The organism is Paenibacillus sp. MMS20-IR301 (genome assembly GCF_032302195.1).
Taxonomy (GTDB): Bacteria; Bacillota; Bacilli; order Paenibacillales; family Paenibacillaceae; genus Paenibacillus_AQ.
In genome coordinates, this window is record NZ_CP135275.1 from 1,764,161 (window position 1) to 1,782,322 (window position 18,162).

At 48.3% G+C, this 18,162-nt stretch carries 14 protein-coding genes; 3 read left to right on the plus strand and 11 right to left on the minus strand.

Annotation, left to right across the window (positions count from 1 at the left end; all coding sequences use genetic code 11):
* Window positions 1-4: 4 nt before the first annotated feature.
* From cntC to LOS79_RS07905, 9 genes are all read right to left on the minus strand, one after another.
* Window positions 5-898 (minus strand): staphylopine uptake ABC transporter permease subunit CntC, encoded by an 894-nt coding sequence (gene cntC / locus LOS79_RS07865; protein ID WP_315417817.1) that lies wholly within the window; start codon window positions 896-898, stop codon window positions 5-7.
* Window positions 899-1,831: a nickel/cobalt ABC transporter permease gene (gene opp1B / locus LOS79_RS07870; RefSeq protein ID WP_315417819.1), complete on the minus strand. Its 933-nt coding sequence runs from the start codon at window positions 1,829-1,831 to the stop codon at window positions 899-901.
* Between the two features lie 24 nt (window positions 1,832-1,855).
* Window positions 1,856-3,457: a staphylopine-dependent metal ABC transporter substrate-binding lipoprotein gene (gene cntA / locus LOS79_RS07875; RefSeq protein WP_315417822.1), complete on the minus strand. Its 1,602-nt coding sequence runs from the start codon at window positions 3,455-3,457 to the stop codon at window positions 1,856-1,858.
* Window positions 3,458-3,504: 47 nt separating this feature from the next.
* The gene (locus LOS79_RS07880) at window positions 3,505-4,797 is read right to left on the minus strand and encodes an opine metallophore biosynthesis dehydrogenase (protein WP_315417825.1); all 1,293 of its coding nucleotides are present in this window, start codon (window positions 4,795-4,797) and stop codon (window positions 3,505-3,507) included.
* 26 nt (window positions 4,798-4,823) lie between these two features.
* Window positions 4,824-5,606 (minus strand): nicotianamine synthase family protein, encoded by a 783-nt coding sequence (locus tag LOS79_RS07885; RefSeq protein ID WP_315422063.1) that lies wholly within the window; start codon window positions 5,604-5,606, stop codon window positions 4,824-4,826.
* Between the two features lie 29 nt (window positions 5,607-5,635).
* Window positions 5,636-6,472, minus strand: a complete 837-nt coding sequence (locus LOS79_RS07890) for a histidine racemase CntK family protein (protein ID WP_315417828.1) — start codon at window positions 6,470-6,472, stop codon at window positions 5,636-5,638.
* A gap of 287 nt (window positions 6,473-6,759) precedes the next feature.
* Complete coding sequence (locus LOS79_RS07895) at window positions 6,760-7,323, minus strand: DUF4240 domain-containing protein (RefSeq protein ID WP_315417830.1); 564 nt, start codon at window positions 7,321-7,323, stop codon at window positions 6,760-6,762.
* Window positions 7,324-7,613: 290 nt separating this feature from the next.
* Window positions 7,614-8,933 carry an MFS transporter gene (locus tag LOS79_RS07900; protein WP_397386784.1) on the minus strand — a complete coding sequence of 440 codons (1,320 nt, stop codon included), beginning with the start codon at window positions 8,931-8,933 and terminating at the stop codon, window positions 7,614-7,616.
* Between the two features lie 11 nt (window positions 8,934-8,944).
* Window positions 8,945-9,841, minus strand: a complete 897-nt coding sequence (locus tag LOS79_RS07905; RefSeq protein WP_315417834.1) for a LysR substrate-binding domain-containing protein — start codon at window positions 9,839-9,841, stop codon at window positions 8,945-8,947.
* A 141-nt stretch (window positions 9,842-9,982) separates the two neighbouring features.
* Between LOS79_RS07905 and pyk the strand changes: the two genes are divergently transcribed.
* Window positions 9,983-11,413, plus strand: a complete 1,431-nt coding sequence (gene pyk, locus LOS79_RS07910; protein WP_315417836.1) for a pyruvate kinase — start codon at window positions 9,983-9,985, stop codon at window positions 11,411-11,413.
* 102 nt (window positions 11,414-11,515) lie between these two features.
* On the opposite strand, the gene LOS79_RS07915 is transcribed toward pyk, so the two are convergent.
* The gene (locus LOS79_RS07915) at window positions 11,516-12,277 is read right to left on the minus strand and encodes an alpha/beta hydrolase (protein WP_315417839.1); all 762 of its coding nucleotides are present in this window, start codon (window positions 12,275-12,277) and stop codon (window positions 11,516-11,518) included.
* A gap of 134 nt (window positions 12,278-12,411) precedes the next feature.
* Between LOS79_RS07915 and LOS79_RS07920 the strand changes: the two genes are divergently transcribed.
* A complete protein-coding gene (locus tag LOS79_RS07920; RefSeq protein ID WP_315417841.1) occupies window positions 12,412-13,014 on the plus strand; it encodes a TetR/AcrR family transcriptional regulator in 603 nt (200 codons plus the stop codon).
* A 51-nt stretch (window positions 13,015-13,065) separates the two neighbouring features.
* Complete coding sequence (locus LOS79_RS07925) at window positions 13,066-14,238, plus strand: response regulator (protein WP_315417843.1); 1,173 nt, start codon at window positions 13,066-13,068, stop codon at window positions 14,236-14,238.
* 25 nt (window positions 14,239-14,263) lie between these two features.
* Here LOS79_RS07925 and LOS79_RS07930 read toward each other — a convergent pair whose 3' ends face one another.
* On the minus strand, window positions 14,264-18,076 hold the full coding sequence (locus LOS79_RS07930; RefSeq protein WP_315417845.1) for a collagen binding domain-containing protein: 3,813 nt from the start codon (window positions 18,074-18,076) through the stop codon (window positions 14,264-14,266).
* Window positions 18,077-18,162 lie beyond the last annotated feature (86 nt).

Consider the following 18,162-nt stretch of genomic DNA (forward strand, 5'->3'; position numbering starts at 1 on the left):
GAAGCTATGCCACCTCCTCCCTCTTCAGTTTGGCAGACAATCTCGTAAATGCCCGCCGCGGTTTGGACAGCCCTCTTTGCAATTTCGGATCTAAGGCTACTTGCAGCGCATCAGAGCAGAAATTTACCGCGGATACCACAATGACGATGGCGAGCCCTGGGGCCAGCATAAGCTCCGGCCGGGAGAACATCACCCCTCGTGCTTCATTAAGCATCATGCCCCACTCTGCATGAGGCGCCTCGATTCCTAAACCAAGAAAGGACAGTCCGGAGATTTGCAGAATCATCGTTCCAAACGCACTGCTTGAAATGACGGCAAAATCCGGAAGTGCTACAGGCACGACATGCTTTATCATAATTGCCATATTACCCATTCCGGTCGTTTTGGCAAATCTTACATAGTCTGTATCGGCATACTGCTGGACCGAAGAGCGGATGACACGTGCAAACCAGGCCCATTTCATAACGACAAAGGCAATTAGAATGTTCCGGATTCCCGGGCCCAATATCCCTACTACAGCCAGCGACATGACATAACCTGGAAAGGAAAGCATTACGTCACAGACCCTCATGATCACACTGTCCGTCTTTCCCTTGAAATAACCGGCCAGCAGTCCGAGCAATGCCCCGAAAAGCGCGGATACAGCCAGCGCAACAAATACCCACAGGACACTGGGACGGATGCCGTAAATCAATCTGGATAATACGCAGCGTCCCAAATGATCGTTGCCAAGCAGGTATTGCCAGGTCGGTGAAGCATAGCGCAGCTCCATTTGAACTTGCTCCGGACTATGGGGCGCTAACCAAGGTGCAAAGATTCCCGCGACTGCCGTCAACATGATGATTATGAGGGATAATGCGGCAAGCTTGTCTCCCCACATCTTTTGGAATACGCTCATCTAGAACTCCTTTCTTAACTTGGGGTCCAGTGCTGCATTAATGAGATCCGAGAGTGTATTAAACAGCACGAAGGAGACGGCCAGCAGCAGGACATAAGCCTGAATGACCGGAAAATCCCTCCCCAGGATTGAATTTACGGTTAAAGTGCCTAAACCGGGCCAGGCGAAGATGCTTTCGACGACGACTGTACTCCCCAGAATAATGGGGACCGCCATGCAGAACACAGAAGTAGCAACCTGCATTGAATTCTTTAACATCATCAGCGTAATTTTACTCTCCTGCAGACCGCAGGCTCTGGCATACAGCGTGTAGTCCTCATGCAGCTGGCTTAGCATTGAACTGCGGACAAGACGGAAGTAAATACCTGCATAGCTGACCGTAAGGACAATTACCGGCAGAATGTAGCTGGCCCAGGAATCCATTCCGCTGGTCGGCAGCCAATCCAGCTTTACTGAGAAATACCAGATCATCATCGCTGCAAGCCATGCCGACGGCATGGAGGTCAGGAAGAATGATATACCCCGGATCGAACGGTCAAGTAGCCGCCCTTCTTGTAACGCACAGAGAACTCCGAGCCCGACGGAAAAAGCCAGAATAGCAATCACCGATACCATAGTTAACTTGAGCGTGTTCATAAAGGCCGGGCCAAGCAGCGCCCACACCGCTGTGCCCGTGATATAAGAGTTTCCGAATTCCAGGCGGAAGCAGGAGGTCAGCCAATCAAAGTAACGGATCAGAAAAGGCCGGTCCATGCCTAGTGCAGCTTTGGTCTCCATGAGCAAGGCTTCAGTGACTTGCGGGACCCCTTGTGCCCGGAGAACAACCTCGGCCGGGTCCAGCGGCGAGAGGTTGTTCAGAGCAAAGGTCAGGAATGAGATAATGATCAGCAGCGGAACCGCAAGCAATGATCTTTTGAGGATAAAACCGCCCATACAGACCTTCCTTTCCTTAACCGGTTATTCAAAAAACATATTCTCGAAAGGCAGCTCAAATTGCGTCTGCTTAAAGCCGATGCCCTGCAAGCCGCTTGGAGCCACTATAGTAAGATTTCCGTTCGTAACCGGAATGAAGACGGCTTCATCATGGACAATCGTCAGAATATCCGTGTACAGTGATTTTCGCTGATCCTCTGTGGTAGTTGCCATAACCCTGTTTATCTTGTCATAAAGCTGCTCTGCTTGAGCAATACCGCTTGTTGCATGATAGTATGAGGATTCAGAGGTAAATGCAGAAACTGTACTTTGCGGGTCATAGGCAAGGCCCCATGTCTGGTTGAACAGCAGATCATAAGTCCCTGCTGCTCTCCGGTTAGCGATGGAGGAGGAATCTTCGCCAATCAGCTTCAGCTCCATGCCGAGCCCTTTCACCGTATTTTGGATCAGTTCGGCTTGTGTCTTCTGGGATATGGAAGCTGCATCATAATAGAGCTCCATGGATAAAGGCTTATCGTCTTTAGTGCGGGTTCCGCCGTCTGAGACATTCCAGCCAGCATCGTCCAGCAGCTGTGCTGCCGCCTCCAAATCATAGGCACGCGTCTTTAATCCGATATCTGCATAGTTCACATTGGCGGAAAATAATGTTTCAGCGGGCGTTTCTTTTCCGCTAAAAATTTGACGGGCGATACTTTCACGGTCGATTGCATGCCAAATCGCTTCGCGGACTGCTTTTTCCTGTGCAGGACTTCCGGCTTTGCTGCTGTTGGCCACAATTACTTTCGTGTTCATCGGCTCACTTCTAACGACTTGATAATCACCGGCCGCAATCAGACGGTCCATTGCCTCTGTATCAATGCTGTCCGTTCCCCTGTCATCAGTAAAGACAAAGTTAACTTCCCCTTTTTGCAGGGCCAGGTAAGTTGTTTCTCCTGTCGGGAGCACCTTGGCGGTAATTTGCTTAATCTTCGGTGCGCCGTTCCAGTAATCAGGATTAGCTTCAAAGATAGCATACTGATCTGTCTGATGTTCGATGAGCCGGTAAGGGCCGGTTCCGTTATAACCGTTTACTCCATCCTTGGTTTCCCCGTGAATAAAGTTTTTCGGTGACAGGAAGACGTAAGGTCTGGTCATGGAAAGCTCAAGCAACGCAGGATAATACGGCTCTGACAAGGTCATCTGGAAGGTATATTCATCCACCGCTTTGGTATCGACAATTTTGGTGGACAGTTTGATCCACGAATGCTTGACCGCATTATGCTGCACTGCATCGATATTCTGTTTAACTGCCTCTGCATTAAACGGTTCTCCATCGTGGAAGACAACGCCTTGTCTCAGTTGAAACGTATACACAGTTCCGTCTTCGGAGATGGTCCAGGATTCTGCCAACAGCGGCTTGATTCCTTCAGGTGTGTTTTCGACCAGTGATTCGTAGACCATTCCTTGGGCCGGCATAGAGCCTGGATAAAGATGCGGATTCATATCGTTAATATCCTTGACTGTTGCGTAAACGAGCTCCTGCTTTGGACTGGACGCAGCGGTTTGTCCGTTCTCCGCCTTACCGCATCCGGCCAGCAAAGCCAGCGCCGTGACTGCCGCCAGTAAAGTGATTAATTTTCGTTTCATTTGATTTCCCCCATGTTATGTTTATAGTTTCTGGAGCTGCATCTGTATCACACAGTCAAATCACTGCAGATCAATTGAATATCTTCCGAAAACGCCTGTATTTGAAACGCACCGGAGAGGTTCTGTCCCTGAAGCAATCGGGCTGAGAACATTAATTGCTGCTCATACCGGTCAATAAAGGTATCAATAGTCGGGCAGCTCCGCTTCAAGTGCCGGGCCAGGCCCTGAATAATTTTGGTGCGGTAATAATCCTCCTTAGGCATTCGTGGAACATCCCACGCCCCGTCCCGGTTTGTGAATATAGACTGGATGGGAACTGCTGAGAAGTCGTAGTATCGTCCGTCCGAATCCGGTTCAGAAAACGGGTCGATCAGCAAGGAGGCATAACGGATGTACAGCAGATACTCCTGATGCACCGGTTCAAGCGAAATGAAGCTGTCGATGCTTGCCTGCGGCAAGCTCTCTGTTCTGACCGGATAATTATCCTCTGTCATAAACTTAAGGAGATTCATACTCTTCAGATTTAAAGCCTCAAACAATACAGACAGCTCTTTCCAGCATTCCAGCATTTCATGGATTAGCGTGTACGTAACCGGGCCTTCAGGAAATAATTTGTATACATACTTAACTCCTGATCTTTGCCTGAATACGGTATTGAGCGAGAAGTCATTCATAAACAGCGCCGGATGCACGAACAGGGAAATATTTCTGCTCTCGGCCTCCAGCGGGGACTTCATAACCTCCAGCATGATATCTAGGCGGTCGTACAGCCCGGTTAACCTGTTCACATTTATATTTTTCACATGCGTGGAGCCAATGAACAGCTTTCTTTTCACGGCCGTGGTTAGTACACAGTTTGACGGTTGTCCATCAATCCAGCGGGTATCGCCCAAATAAGTGGAGCAGCTGATTACTTCCGCTTCCAGGCCGGTCTTTTGTATGTATTTGTGAACCAGACTGTTAGAGCCCAAAGTTGGAGAAATCAACAGAATGCATTTTACATGCGCCAGCACATCCCTGTTAAGGCTGCTTAATACACTCAGATAAGCATCCGCAGTCACGTTAAGGATGATAGTATCCCAGCTCCCCGTCACGGTTTCATAGCCGTGAAATACCTGCTCCGGGCAGCACTCGCCCTCCAGCAACTGGTGGGATTCATTCTGCACCCTCGAGTACAAGCGGTTTCCGCCCGAATGGAGTGCAGCCATGAATAGTTCGGAGCGGCTTGAGACCCGTCCGGCTAATCCCAGCTCACAGTGAAAATCATTTTTGATCAGCACCGCCAGCTGAACCGCAGCAGGCCCTGTGCCCAGCAATAGAACGCGCTTGAACCCGTCCATTATGGCCTCCCTTCTTAAGCAAACCTCTAAACTTTACAGTACAATGCTACGTCAAAGACTTGACCGGGACACGATAGCTGCTCTGCGATCCTCCATTTGGACTCATCCACAGGCTGCATGGGATAATTGAAAAGCGATTTAAGCTGATTCCCGTAACGCATGGATACAACAACTCCCTTAGAGGTAAGTGCATGCAACCGATCCAGTAATTCATACTTCAAGGCAACCGTTGAGCTGAAAATAATATGAGTTGCCGCCTTTATTTCCAGCTTGAAATCATGTATTTCCCCTGTTACCAGACGTATAGGCAAAGTACTGCCCAGCTTTTTCAGGACATTGTTGCTAAGCTCAACCGCTTCCTTATCAATATCTAATCCAAGCACCTCCACATTCTTTTGCCGGCCTATGAGCATCGGAGTTATCGGAAACGCCCCTGACCCGATCATTACAACCTTTGAATCAGAGCTGAGGTGAAAGCTCCCGAATTCCTGTTCAATACAGGATTCAACATTTGCAAAATAAGCAGCTGCCTCTTCAACTCCGCCTAATACTTTAATTGCACGGTTCTTCTCCATAATGGAAACACATCTGGCGGAAACCTCTCTTAATTCTGCTGCTAGCTCATGCCCTCTCCTTGAGCCTGGTTGTTCAAGCTCCTCCCACAACGGTATATTGCTTGGGTTCATGATAAAACCGGTATAACTATCAATAAGTTCAGTGAGCTCTGCGCTTCTCTTTGCTGTACCATCATACATATCCGCTATTTGCCTGAACTTAGATGCGTAATCATGAAGTGAATACAGGGACATCTCCAATCAGCACCTCTCATTAGTATGAGTTAAAGATGGATATATGCTTTACCCTCTGCAACAATGCTGACATTGCCTGATATACTCACACCTGAAATTTTGTGTTCCTCGCAACTTGCTGAGACCCGGATAATTCCGCCGGGCTGTTGTATCGGTGCCTCAAATAATGTTCGATTCTTCCAAGCGGCATAGGCACCCACTGAAGCGGTTCCTGATCCGCAGCCTCTTTCCCAAACCAGACTATCCAGCGCCGGAACATACATAAGCGGGAGCAGCTCATTAGAATCAGGCTTGAACAACAGGACACCGATGAGAGGATAGGATGATGTAATCTCAAGCATCCTTGCTAAATTCTCAGCCAATTTCTTTAAGGAGCCGGTAAACTGCTGTACTTCTAGAATAATGTGAAGGAAATCGGAGTATTGGACTAGCCCGGCGGTGTAATTATTGCCCTCGTGCTTTAAAGTTCTGGCTTCTATATTCCTGGGGACAGGCATCATAACCTTGCAGAAGAAATCATCCTCATCTGTTTTTTGTACCAGACAGTTGATCAATTGATCTGTTCCGGAGGCCTCCAAATGAATTGTTGTGGATTCACTTGGATGGATTGTCTGCTGGTGTGCGGTGAGTGCAGCCAATGCCATACAGGCATTTCCGCAAAACTCACCTCCTGCCATATTCAGGGCAGCAACAGCACCGGGATGTGTAGCTTGTTTGATGAAGCCAACCTGCTCGGCAAATACATTGTCGTAGGACATGAGCCTTGAAGCAATCGGAGCATATTCCTCTTCGCTATGCATGCTTTTTACCAGAATGGTCATGTTTTGAGTGGGACTTAATTTTGCGAATGATATTTCCTGAAGCATCCCTCACCCCCGGCATAGTATTGAATGAAAAGCCTAAATAGTAATGATTACGATTAACAATGTAAATTATATCCATGATTATGACTTTGGTCAATATATTCTTTTTTTATTTTGCTAGGACTGCTCCTGTACAAAAAAAGCTTTCCAGCTGATACCTTAATTAGGCACAGGGAAAGCTTCTGTTCAAAATGATATACCGGGATACCTATCAAATCGGTAAAGGGAGCAGTAGTACGGTCTTTTTATACACTCAAATATCCCTCCATGGGGCTAACGTTAATCTCTTGTTACCAATCAAAAGCCTCGCACAGTTTTGGAAGCCACTTGTGCATCGCTTCTTCGTCGTCTTCGTCCCAATCCTGATCGATATCATCCGCGTACGTGATTTCGGATGTAATGGCCTCAACCGTTCCATCGGCAAGCGGATGGTTGTCAAGGGCAGCATAGAACAGCTCATAATCTGGCGGCAAGCCGAGCTGATGAAGATAGGCGTTGCAGGCTGCACCCAGGATGCGCTCAAAACTTACGTCTCCCTCGCAAGCCTCTACTTCCGCAAGCGAATCGGGATTGTTCAGCGCATTAAGGAAAACATCCTTGCCCTGGGCCGTCAGCCATCCGCGAAAATAATCAAAACCGTCGTCCGAACACCCTCCGTTAATCGTATAAGCCGCCGCCCAAAGTTTGTTTTTATAAGAGAGCTGCTGATACAGGCTGAATATCTGCTGCCACTGTAAAATTTCGGCCGGTTTAAGCGATGACAACGCTTGAACCAATGGCTCGTACATCCTCTCCCAGCCGTTTGCCAATGACCTGGCTTGATCAATGATGCTCCAAAAGGTTTCCTTATTCATGCTGTTGCTCCTTCTCACCTGACCGGTGTTTGGTATGGATACTGGTTTCCTAAGAGATTAACGTTATATGAGAACAGGAAGTACCCTTATTTATAGCTGGACCAAAGTCTTAAATAGATGCTGGGCTCAGGTTTGTTTCTCGCCAATTTGTCAAGTGTAATACTCCTAATCGTAATACATATAACCTTTAAGGAGTGAAATGGCTTGAAATCATCTAAGATTGGCGGGCAAACAGTGAAAAAGGTAGATAGAAAAGTAATTCAAGAATCGTGAAGAGGGCTACAACCTGATCAATTGGTTTTCTTTTTAATTTGAAACCGTAGTATAACCGGAATCAGCAGCAACGATAGAATCCCGCCAGCTAAAGAGAGCGTAGAGTAATCAGAATGAGCCACGATCAGGCCGGACAGCACCCCGCCTGAAGCGCCGGATAAAGCGATTAAAACATCGACTGTACCTTGTGTTTTGGCCCTGATATGCAGAGGTGTAGCATCGATAATCGTTGCCGTTCCGCTTATCAGCCCAAAGTTCCATCCTAAGCCTAAAAGTGCAAGTGCCAATATAAGCAACGGCATTGAGTCACTAGGCGCATATGCTGCTATTAACCCTGCTGACAACAGTGTCAACCCGGCTGCATAAGCCATAATAGTCCGGCCCAGTCTATCAACCAAGATTCCAGTAACTAATGAAGGTAGATACATAGCTGCCACGTGAATGCCGATTACCATCCCTACTGCGCCTAAGCCGTGACCGTGACTCTTCATATGCAAAGGTGTCATTGTCATAATGGCAACCATTACAATCTGTGTTAGAACCATTACCGTTGCTCCGGTGATGAGCCCGGGCTTATTAACGCTTCCTTCCATATCATGTGAGCTGCGTACATCACCATTTGTATTTTTTATCCGGTTCGCTTCTGCAATGGCTTTCGAGACGAGGTAAGGATCTGGCCGAAGAAAAATAAGCAGAACCAGGCCAGCCAGAGTATACGCCACAGCACCTAACATAAATGGGCCTGACAGCGCCGGTGCACCTAGCGAAGTGGCAACTCTCCCCGTAAAATTAACAAGATTAGGTCTTGCCACAGCACCAAAGGTGGTAAAAACCATGGCCATGCTTATAGCTTTGGCCCGCTTAGCCGGCGGCGACAAGTCCGTTGCTGCATATCGTGCCTGCAGGTTTGTCGCAGTCCCAGCTCCATATATGAATAGCGATAGAAACAGCAGAATGACATTATTCAATATTGCCGCAAGAACAACTCCAAATGCACCTGCCCCTCCCGCAAAAAATCCGGCTGCTAACCCTACACGCCGGCCTGATTTTTGAGAAAGCCGGCCAACCACTAATGCTGTACCAGCAGAACCAAGCGTAAATAAGGCAGATGGAAGCCCGGCATAATTATCTGAACCGATCATATCCTGTGCCAGCAGTGCTCCAACTGTAATACCTGCGGCTAACCCTGCTCCGCCAAATATCTGAGAAGCAATTACGACAGCCAACGTTTTTTTGTGTAGCTGATGCTGCTTTTCTGCTAATTCGATATACTCCCTCCATGATTCAGGGATAATAGTACTTTCATTTTCAAGACTGAAAGGCCTTACATCTGACATAATGTTCTCCTTCATGCCCATCCTTTCGACTGCTCCCGGACCAATGAGAGGAATGCCGCAGCCGGTGGTGACAACGTCTCCTGCTTCCGGGTACACACGGCAATCGGATTTAGCAAGGAAGCGCCCTTGACCCTCACACGCTCCACATCCCCGCGCTCCACATTGTCCCTTACGGCCAGGGAGGAGATAAAGACGGCTCCGTAGCCGGCCATGACGGCCCGAACCATCTCGTTCACCCCGTTAAATTGTAGACCAACCTTGGGAGGACTCACGTTTAAAGCCCGGCACAAGGAGAAGAGACGTTCCCGGGTAGAACTTCCTTCTTCACGCAGAATGAAGGGAACCTTCATCATCTCTGCTAAAGTAATTTCTTTCCCGGCGTATGGATGGTTTTTGGGGACGATAAACCAGAGCTCATCCTCCAGAAGCTCCTCCCATTGGATGCCCGCCTGCTCCTCCCAGCCGCCTCCGTATACGGCTACCTCCGCATCATACTGCAATAGCCCCTCCACTGCTTCCCGGGAGTTGGCCGTGGTCAGGACTACCTCCACAGAAGGGTGCTCCTGCTTGTAGAGAGCAAGCCATTCCGGAAGCAGCAGATTGGCTGGCAGATAGGTGGCGACGATCCGCAGGATACCGCTGAACCCGGCCTTATATTCCCGGACCACTTCATCCAGCTCCCGCTCGAGCGCAAACAGCCGTTTCGCGTGGCTGGCCAGCATCTGACCCGCATCGGTCACCAGAATGCCACGCCCTTTGGAGGCTAACAGCTGGATGCCCAGTTCCTTCTCCAGGTTGCGTACCTGGGCCGTAACCGCAGGCTGGCTAATCCGTAGTTCCTCAGCGGCACGGGTGACTCCTCCTTTTTCGACGACGGTGTGAAATATTTTAAGGGCGTGAAGATTCATAAGATGACCTGCCTCCTACATCAAAATTGATGAATAACGAAAATAAATATATTTTTCTGATGAATCTTTTTGCTTTATTGTATTAGTTAAGGAAAATTTTCACAAGTGTTCAATGCTAATTTATGAAGGAGAGAAAAATCCATGAACAAAACTAAAATCGTCTGTACCATTGGCCCCTCCAGCGAAAGTCCCGAAATGCTCCGGAAGCTGATCCGGGCCGGTATGAACGTCGCCCGCCTGAATTTCGCCCACGGAGAGCTGGACGAGCATGCGGAGCGCATCCGCCGTATCCGGGAAGCAGCCAAGGAGCTGAACCAATACGTTGCCGTCCTGCTCGACATCAAAGGTCCGGAAATTCGCATCGGTAAAATGGCCTCGGACTATGCGGAGCTGGTATCGGGTGAAGCCGTGGTTCTGACCACCGAGGAAGTACTCGGCACCAAGGACCGCATACAAGTCACCTACAAGCAGCTGCCCCAAGATGTCAAGCCCGGCACTATCATTCTGATCGATGACGGTCTGGTCCGGTTGGAGGTCGTAAAGGCCGAAGGCACCGAAATCACCTGCCTCATCCTGAACGGCGGCAAGCTGAAGCAGCGCAAGGGCATCAATGTTCCCGGCATCAAAACCAGTCTTCCCGGCGTAACTGAGAAGGACGTCCGGCACATCGAGTTCGGTATTGAGCAGAGGATCGACATCATCGCCCAATCCTTCGTACGCAAAGCCGAAGACATTCTAGAGATTAAACATATCCTAAATAAACACAAGGGCGGCCATATCCAAGTCATTGCCAAGATTGAAAATGACGAAGGCGTGGAGAACCTGGACGCTATCCTGAGCGTAGCTGACGGCCTGATGGTTGCCCGCGGCGATCTGGGCGTAGACCTGCCGGTGGAGGAGGTGCCACTGGTTCAGAAAGACATGATCAAGAAGTGTAACCTGGCCGGAAAACCGGTCATCACCGCCACCCACATGCTGGAGTCCATGCAGATGAACCCGCGTCCGACCCGTGCGGAAGCAAGCGATGTCGCCAATGCCATCTTCGACGGCACCGATTCCGTCATGCTGTCCGGTGAATCTGCCGCAGGCAAGTACCCGCTGGAGTCCGTCGAGACCATGGCGCGCATCGCCGCCCGCACCGAGTCCGTTCTGGGACGTTATGACCGCTACAGCCTCAAGGGTGATGAGGCTGCCGATAACGTAACCGGCGCCATCGGTGAAGCTGTTGCCCGTACTGCGCTCGCGCTCTCCGCCAAGGCCATTCTTGCCCTGACCGAAAGCGGCTTTACCGCCCGGATGATCGCCAAGCATAAGCCGGCTGTACCGGTCATCGCTGTATCCACCCAGGAGAGCGTGCTGTATGCCCTGTCTTTGACCTGGGGGGTAACTCCGCTGCTGCGCAAAGAGTCCGCTTCCAGCACGGATGCAGCTGTAGCAGCCGCTGTTGAACTGGCCAAGTCAGCCGGATACATACAAGATGGCGACTTGGTGGTCATCACCGCCGGTGTCCCCGCAGGCTGCACCGGAACCACCAACCTGCTGCGGGTTCACCAAGTAGGCGAAGGGCTCTAAAAAAGAAAAACATCCGCAGCAGGAGCCTATCGCACCTGCTGCGGATGTTTTTGGTTTACCCTGCGCCTTTATGATAACCTTCCTGCATCTTCCCCTCTTTACCTATTTGAATGAGTTAAACCAATCATCTAACGCCTGGACGACACTCCGGAGTTGTTCATCTTCGGTAATTTCAGGTGCATGATCTCCCTTTTGCATCCCGTATGATCCGAACTGTCCGTGGTTCCCTCCATCAATGCTGACGAATGTTGTGTCCTCAGGTAGATTCGTTTGGGTCTTCTCCCATTCTTCCTTGTTCAGTACGCCATCATCGGTTCCTGTAATTTGTAATGCAGATAAGCTGGTATCCTTTAAGCTTCCACCGTCATCTGCATAAGAGGCCAAGTAAAAAATACCTTCAAGCTTCTCAGGCTGCTCTGCAGCATACCGGGAGGCAAATGCGCCGCCCAGCGAATGGCCGCCAATGACGAACGCTTCATCAGGATGCTCTGCAATGAAAATGTCGGCTTTATTCTGACCAAAGATGGCTAAATTGAGCGGCATCTTGGCAATGTATACCCGGTGGCCTTGTTCCGCCATTGCTCTGGCGAGCGGAGCATAACTTGCGGGTTCTACCAGACCTCCCGGATAAAAAATGATATTGGGCTCCACAGCTTCTTTTCCCTGCGGTTCAAACCGGTAACCCTGCTTTATAGTGGTGACATGTACCTGATCGTCGCTTAGCATTGCTGCTTCAGCATTTCCGGACGGGCTATACGTAACCGATTTGAGATATACAAACACTCCTGCCACAAGGGCGACGACAACCACGCTTATCCATATCAGTATTTTCTTCCATCTGCTCATGCGTTTTGCCGTTTTCAATATACAACCACCTTTAGTATCGCTATTTTGACTACAGATTAATTATATTTACCGGTAAGTAAAATTACAAGTGGATAGTAGATATTGTTTATGCCCGGCTTGTGTCATAATATATCTATGAAGGAGAGTGTGCAATGCCAGAAAAATCAAGAAAGCGGTTGCCGGGTAGACCCAAACAAGCTGACACAGACTTATCTGTTCAGCAAACGATTATTTCTACTGCATCCTCATTGTTTAAGGAATACGGCTACGAATCGGTCACACTCCAGCAAATCGGGAAACAATGCGGTGTCTCCAAGCAGGCCATTTATTATCATTTCGCAAGCAAACCTGAACTATTCAAGGTCGCCATGACTGCGATGTTTCACAATATCCATAGAGTCACTGCCGAGCTGTTGAATGAAGCCGATCATCTGGAACAGGGGTTGGTCCGTTTGGCGGAAGCCAGCTTAGCAAATCCCCATACTGAGATTGAATCGATGATGAGGGATGCTGAGCCTTATCTTGAAAAAGAGCAGATTCGGATAATCCGGGAAGCCGAGCAACAAATTATCGGATTGTTAGCTGTCCATTTCAGGAACGCGATGAACCAGCAGCTTCTTCGTGAAGACGATCCAATGTTCCTGGCAGAGACCTTCTCGACCCTGATGTTGATTGGGAATCGTCCGCTTAAGTATGAATCTCATCTTGTCCTGGGCCGGAGGCTGGTGGCCCTCTTCCTTCGGGGGGCAATTTGAACAGTCTTAATATGAATAATCGGAGAGATCGATCAGGAGGTGTAATATTCTTTGATTAAGGCACTGCTAATAGATGATGAACGACTGGCTATAGTTAAACTGGAGTTTATGCTTAATGAAATGAAAACTGTGGAGGTTGCAGGATGCTTTACGGATCCTGTACAAGCTCTTGAGGCTGCTCCCCGCTTAAGTCCGGATGTGATTTTTCTGGATATTGAAATGCCGGAGCTTAACGGTCTTATGGTCGCAGAACAACTTCAGAGCATCTGTCCCAAAGCAATGATCGTTTTTTTGACAGCCTACAATAACTATGCCGTTGATGCCTTTGAGCTTAATGCGCTGGATTATATTCTAAAGCCTGTTAACCGCAGCAGACTTTCGGTAACACTTGAGCGGCTGGAGAAGCGTCTGGAGGCGCAAGCGTTGTTACATCCGGTCAAAGCTACTCTGGTGCACTGCTTCCAATCGATCCGGTTCGAATACGGGGGCGTTATAATTCCCAATTTCCGCTGGCGCACTACGAAGGCTCAGGAGCTGTTCGCGTATTTATTGCACAATCGTAACCGCTTTGTTCACAGGGATGCGCTTATTGAACTGCTATGGCCTGACTTTCCAGTCAAAAAAGCCTCCTCGCTACTGTACACTACAATTTATCAGGTTAGGCAGTGCCTTAAACAGGGGGAAATTGATCTGCAGATCAGTAATGTCAGTGCCGGTGAAGGCTACCTGCTTGAAGTTAAAGGACTGCATGTCGATGTCGACGAATGGGAAGAAGGTATTCAGCGTCTGTCCTTAATTCATTCCGGCAATGTTCTGGAGCATCATCGCTTATTCGAACTTTACATAGGGGACTATATGGGGGATTATGATTTCTTATGGGCAGAAAGTGAACGGCAGCGTCTTCGCACGATCTGGCTTCATCACGCTATGAATATTGGTAATTTCTATATCTCCTGCAACAAACTTGCTGAAGCAGTAACGGTGTATCAGCGAATCGTTCAGATGCAGCCCTACTTTGAGCAGGCGCATTTCGGATTAATGAAGATCTATGAGACCGTCGGGGACCGGCCAGCTGTTGAGAGTCAATATAATCATCTCTCGGAAATACTTCTGTATGAGCTGGGGATAGAACCTATCACTGAAATTACTAATTGGTATGAAACATGGAAACAAGGTAATCACAAGAATATACCGCTTGAAGACAAAACCGCCGCTTCGTTATGAAGTGGCGGTTTTGTCTTCGACTTGATTATTTTTTAGATTCCCTGAATTTCCTGGAGAGTATGAACCCGAGAAGGATCAGTCCAATTCCAGCTGCGTAAATCAAAATGGGTGCTTCCTCTCCTGTCTGCGGAAGCTTGCCCGGCAGACCGCTTTGGTTCGCAGGTTCTTGTTGCACTGGTTCGTCTACGGTCCCTTTCGGCACCTCGTCAACCACTACCTCGATTTCGAGCTCTTGCTCCTCACCATTATTATTAATGATGATGGTAAACTTATCTTTGCCTGTATAGCCAGGGTCTGGTGTGTATTTCCATTTCCCGTCAGGTGTAATTACGACGGTTCCATGTTCAGGCTTGTCACCAATACTAGGTATCCCTCCAAGCGGGATCTCACCCTCAATCGGAACATCCTCTATTGTAGTGACAGCGGTGGGTTGTGGACTAGAAGGACTGCTAGATGCAGGTGTCACTCCCGGTGCAACAGTAGGTTCTGGTGAAGCTGTTGGAGTCACTGCTGGGGTTACTGTTGGACCCGGTGTGACTACGACCCCTGGTACGCCTGGAGTTGGCGTCGACGACGGTAATGATGGTACATATGGTGTTTCTGTTGGTGCCATTGTTGGCGCAGGAGTCGGCGTTGCCGTTGGTGCTATTGTTGGCGTTGCTGTTGGTGCTTCAGTCGGTGCTACTGTCGGCGTTGCCGTTGGCGCTACAGTAGGTGTTGCTGTTGGCGCTTCTGTCGGTGCTACTGTTGGCGTTGCCGTTGGAGCTATAGTCGGTGCTACTGTTGGTGCTACTGTTGGCGCTAAAGTCGGCGATGCTGTCGGTGACGGTGATACCGTTGGCGCCACTGTCGGCACAACTGTTGTTTTATTTGTAATTTGCAGCTCTATACCTGTAGTTGAATTGATTTTGACTGGATGAGGCGTCGTATCTAACACGTAACCTGCAGGTGAAGTTTTTTCGATTACTGTGTAATCGCCTCCGAGCAATTTAGTGAATTCAAGCTTACCTTCTACATTAGTAACTCCCGAATTAATCCAAATCTGCTCATTGCCGGCGATACGGAATAAATCAAATTCAGCTCCCTGGAGAGTTTTACTATGATTGCTGGCATCGATCTTCTCAATACTAAGGGTACCTCTTACACCGCTTCCTGTACCAGATCCGCTTGAGAGCTTAACCGTGATTTCGGAATTGCTGTCTTTGGTCACTTCTTTTACATTTTTCCCTTCGAGGTTTACCTCATTACTAACCTGCTCGTTATTCTGTGCAGCAATCAGTGACTGGTACTTAAGGATATAGGCTTCTGAAATTTCACTTACAAACTTCAGCTGGAAGCTTTCTTTACCGTCACTGTCCTTCAGAAATTTCAGAGTATAATCCTTCCCGTTAACCAGTTCCTCACTGGCTGGCGTTATTGTTCCGTTGGCCGCAACATTTGTCTTGTAGAGATGATAAGTGTTGGTGAGCAGAATTTGGTTCGCACTCGGAAGGTCTGTTAGTACAGCATCCTTCACAACAGATTGATTCCGGTTAATATATACCGTCCAATCAATCTTATTTCCGTTTTGCGCCCCTGTTTTGTTGATATATTCGCCCCCGTTAGGAATGTTGACAGAAGCATTCAGGTCAGCGGATTCCCGGGCCGTACCGTCATACAGAACCGCAGTGTTGTTAACTTCCTTCAGGTCGATAACCTGACCGGCGAATGAAGTCTTAAAGGTAACATAAAATGCATAATTGATCGTTTTATTAAAGCTTATCTCCAGCTTCCCGCCGCTCAGAGTCACCTTGTAATCCTCTTCATTGACGTTTACATCCTCATCAGGGTTCCCGTTCTTGCCGTAGACCCATTTGAACACCTTAACGGAATCCAGATCTACAATTTGGCCTTCGCTGATCGTATCTGTCAGTTTGGCCTTGGCCAGGGATTTCATATTATAGTTAGCCCCGATATTCCAAGTGATTTTCTTGGCAAGAGCATCGTAAGAACCGTTCTTAAGGCCGTTATTTTTCACTTCAGCTCTAGGATTGAACGTTGAAGTTTCCGTTATTGTCCGCACATCGGTTTCTCCGGTCTCTAACCATTCCAGCACTGCCTGATTAACGAAGCGGTCTTCTCCCTCCGAGAGCCAGTCATAATTGAACTGTGTGGTATAGGTGATGGTATACGGTTCATGAATCGGCGCTTTGAAAATGATCGTAAACCCGTCGGTTGCCGTCACAGGGTTGTGCTCCGTATAGACTACCTCTGTAACGACGGCAGCACCTCCCCCGGCCGGTTTAATTACGAGGGTTCCTGGGACAAGCTTCAGTCCTGCGTTAAGGAAGGTATCCGTTACCTTCAAATTATTCATTGTTTTGGAGTCTTTGTTGATTGTAATTGTCCAGTCTACTGTCTTGTTCAGGTAATGGATATTGCTGTTTCCCTTGGACAATATTTGTTGGGTGATATTCTGGGAAGATGATTCTTTATGTTCACCAAAAATCACTTCATTAGTGACATTACCATTTTTGAATACACGTTCTGATGCCTTTGTCTTGTATTCGATGCGGTATGCCGAGTGAATATCATCTTTGAATTTAAGTGCAAACTGATTTTTACCATCTACCACTGAGGTAGTAACCGTGTATTTATTGTCCGGAAGCGGCTGTTCATCCTTGACCCCTGTACCATCGGCCGCAATAGTCACCGGGTATACCATCAGTGAATTTGCGATGAGCTCTTGTTTGAGGTCTACAGTATCCTTCAGCAGCGCATCGTTTGCCGGAATCAGCTTTTCATTGTAGTTGAATTCAATGGCCCAGCTGATAGTCTGGGTGGCAGAATCGTAGCCGGCAGTCACTTTATTAAGCGGCTTACCTCTTCCTGCGGTAACGGTAGCCTTTGATTCTTTGGATAATCCGCCGTCGCCTGTAAATACCGCAGTATTCTCATAACTAACTGCGTCTTCACCGCTGGCTGTAATATCGGTGGTGAATTCTATACGATACGCCTTGATAATCGGACTCTGATTAAATTTCAATTCCAGCTTCGCCGGGGCAGACCCGGAAGTGTTATAACTGCTTCCCGGAACAATGGCTCCAGGCGTGACTGTGCCATCCAGATTCACTCCAAGCTCGCGCACTACAATGGTACTCGTATCCAGTGACAAACCTGCTGGAATGACATCGGTGACGGCAGCATTGCCTACACTTTCCAAGGCCTTGTTTACATCGACTGTCCAGTTGATTTGCTTCGGATTGTAGAATTGAGGTGCTGGAGTTCCTTTCTTCTCTACGGTCGAACTGACGTTAGGCTTGAATTGTAGTTCAATCACCTGGGTGCCGCCATGGATAGGAAACTCCACAAGCTGTTTCGTAGACCCGGATATTTTTTTAGAACTAAGCAGTGAGCGTACAGTGAAAGTGCCGCTTACTTGATCGTACTGTTCAATAAATTCATTGAACGTAAAGACCACATGATTGCTGTCTTTATTGACATGGTACGTACCGACCGCTTCACTCCCAAATAGAAGCTCTCCATCTAAATCGTTATAGAGCTCGAATTGCCCCGGAAGATCAAATCCAAAAGTGGAGCCTGCTTTATACCCGTGCCCGTCATATAATGACCAGTTGTAGTTTAATTCAGTGTGGGAATCCAGCTGATACACATTCCCGGTGACTGTCTCTGAGTAGTGGTCATCCGTATACACGGCAAGTGTTACACTTTGGATCAGATTTTCAGTAATATTACTGGGTTCTGCATAAGCGCTTTGTGTGAAAGATCCAAAGCTAGTGGTCCATTGGGTAACCATCAGGATAAGAATGAGCCACAGGTTAATTTTTTTCACTTTCATGAATGAATACTTCCTCCTTCTTGGTCATCGATTGGGTTTGACTTCATTGTCCGTTGTACAAGCAATTTCTGGGATCATTGCATTGA

Coding starts and splice junctions, on each gene's coding strand:
- cntC (WP_315417817.1), bottom strand. CDS start 898: ATGAGCGTATTCCAAAAGATGTGGGGAGACAAGCTTGCCGCATTATCC.
- opp1B (WP_315417819.1), bottom strand. CDS start 1,831: ATGGGCGGTTTTATCCTCAAAAGATCATTGCTTGCGGTTCCGCTGCTG.
- cntA (WP_315417822.1), bottom strand. CDS start 3,457: ATGAAACGAAAATTAATCACTTTACTGGCGGCAGTCACGGCGCTGGCT.
- LOS79_RS07880 (WP_315417825.1), bottom strand. CDS start 4,797: ATGGACGGGTTCAAGCGCGTTCTATTGCTGGGCACAGGGCCTGCTGCG.
- LOS79_RS07885 (WP_315422063.1), bottom strand. CDS start 5,606: ATGTCCCTGTATTCACTTCATGATTACGCATCTAAGTTCAGGCAAATA.
- LOS79_RS07890 (WP_315417828.1), bottom strand. CDS start 6,472: ATGCTTCAGGAAATATCATTCGCAAAATTAAGTCCCACTCAAAACATG.
- LOS79_RS07895 (WP_315417830.1), bottom strand. CDS start 7,323: ATGAATAAGGAAACCTTTTGGAGCATCATTGATCAAGCCAGGTCATTG.
- LOS79_RS07900 (WP_397386784.1), bottom strand. CDS start 8,933: ATGTCAGATGTAAGGCCTTTCAGTCTTGAAAATGAAAGTACTATTATC.
- LOS79_RS07905 (WP_315417834.1), bottom strand. CDS start 9,841: ATGAATCTTCACGCCCTTAAAATATTTCACACCGTCGTCGAAAAAGGA.
- pyk (WP_315417836.1), top strand. CDS start 9,983: ATGAACAAAACTAAAATCGTCTGTACCATTGGCCCCTCCAGCGAAAGT.
- LOS79_RS07920 (WP_315417841.1), top strand. CDS start 12,412: ATGCCAGAAAAATCAAGAAAGCGGTTGCCGGGTAGACCCAAACAAGCT.
- LOS79_RS07930 (WP_315417845.1), bottom strand. CDS start 18,076: ATGAAAGTGAAAAAAATTAACCTGTGGCTCATTCTTATCCTGATGGTT.